This is a genomic window from Streptomyces sp. NPDC020898, from assembly GCF_044333925.1.
In the GTDB taxonomy this organism is placed as follows: domain Bacteria; phylum Actinomycetota; class Actinomycetes; order Streptomycetales; family Streptomycetaceae; genus Streptomyces.
Window position 1 is genome coordinate 599,137 of sequence record NZ_JBIRRV010000005.1, and the last position, 1,394, is coordinate 600,530.

The window sequence follows — 1,394 nt, forward strand, 5'->3', positions numbered from 1 at the left end:
ACTGGTGAGAGGATTTACTCCTCGAGCTGGGGGTGGCCGCAGAGACCAGCGAGAAGCGACTGTTTACTAAAAACACAGGTCCGTGCGAAGCCGTAAGGCGATGTATACGGACTGACGCCTGCCCGGTGCTGGAACGTTAAGGGGACCGGTTAGTCCGACTTCGGTTGGGCGAGGCTGAGAACTTAAGCGCCAGTAAACGGCGGTGGTAACTATAACCATCCTAAGGTAGCGAAATTCCTTGTCGGGTAAGTTCCGACCTGCACGAATGGCGTAACGACTTCTCGACTGTCTCAACCATAGGCCCGGTGAAATTGCACTACGAGTAAAGATGCTCGTTTCGCGCAGCAGGACGGAAAGACCCCGGGACCTTTACTATAGTTTGATATTGGTGTTCGGTTCGGCTTGTGTAGGATAGCTGGGAGACTGTGAAGTGGGCACGCCAGTGTCTGTGGAGTCGTCGTTGAAATACCAGTCTGGTCGTGCTGGATGTCTAACCTGGGTCCGTGATCCGGATCAGGGACAGTGTCTGATGGGTAGTTTAACTGGGGCGGTTGCCTCCTAAAGAGTAACGGAGGCGCCCAAAGGTTCCCTCAGCCTGGTTGGCAATCAGGTGTTGAGTGTAAGTGCACAAGGGAGCTTGACTGTGAGACCGACGGGTCGAGCAGGGACGAAAGTCGGGACTAGTGATCCGGCGGTGGCTTGTGGAAGCGCCGTCGCTCAACGGATAAAAGGTACCCCGGGGATAACAGGCTGATCTTCCCCAAGAGTCCATATCGACGGGATGGTTTGGCACCTCGATGTCGGCTCGTCGCATCCTGGGGCTGGAGTCGGTCCCAAGGGTTGGGCTGTTCGCCCATTAAAGCGGTACGCGAGCTGGGTTTAGAACGTCGTGAGACAGTTCGGTCCCTATCCGCTGCGCGCGCAGGAACATTGAGAAGGGCTGTCCCTAGTACGAGAGGACCGGGACGGACGAACCTCTGGTGTGCCAGTTGTTCTGCCAAGGGCATGGCTGGTTGGCTACGTTCGGGAGGGATAACCGCTGAAAGCATCTAAGCGGGAAGCCTGCTTCGAGATGAGTGTTCCCACCCCCTTTGAGGGGTTAAGGCTCCCAGTAGACGACTGGGTTGATAGGCCAGATCTGGAAGCCCGGTAACGGGTGGAGGTGACTGGTACTAATAGGCCGAGGGCTTGTCCTCAGTTGCTCGCGTCCACTGTGTTGGTTCTGAAACCACGAACAACCCCATTGTCGGGCCACGACAATGGTGCGGTTGATGTGTTTCACCGTGTTTCGGTGGTCATAGCGTGAGGGAAACGCCCGGTTACATTCCGAACCCGGAAGCTAAGCCTCACAGCGCCGATGGTACTGCAGGGGGGACCCTGTGGGAGAGTAGGAC

At 56.7% G+C, this 1,394-nt stretch carries 1 rRNA gene and 1 other annotated feature (1 of these 2 running past the window's edge); the gene reads left to right on the forward strand.

The annotated features are described in order from the left end of the window. Nucleotides 1–1,196: a sequence feature (most likely nonfunctional fraction of RNA operon), on the forward strand; it begins 3,242 nt to the left of the window's first position. A 91-nt stretch (nt 1,197–1,287) separates the two neighbouring features. Continuing rightward, nucleotides 1,288–1,394, forward strand: a 5S ribosomal RNA gene (gene rrf / locus ACH4TV_RS19975); the annotation flags it as partial.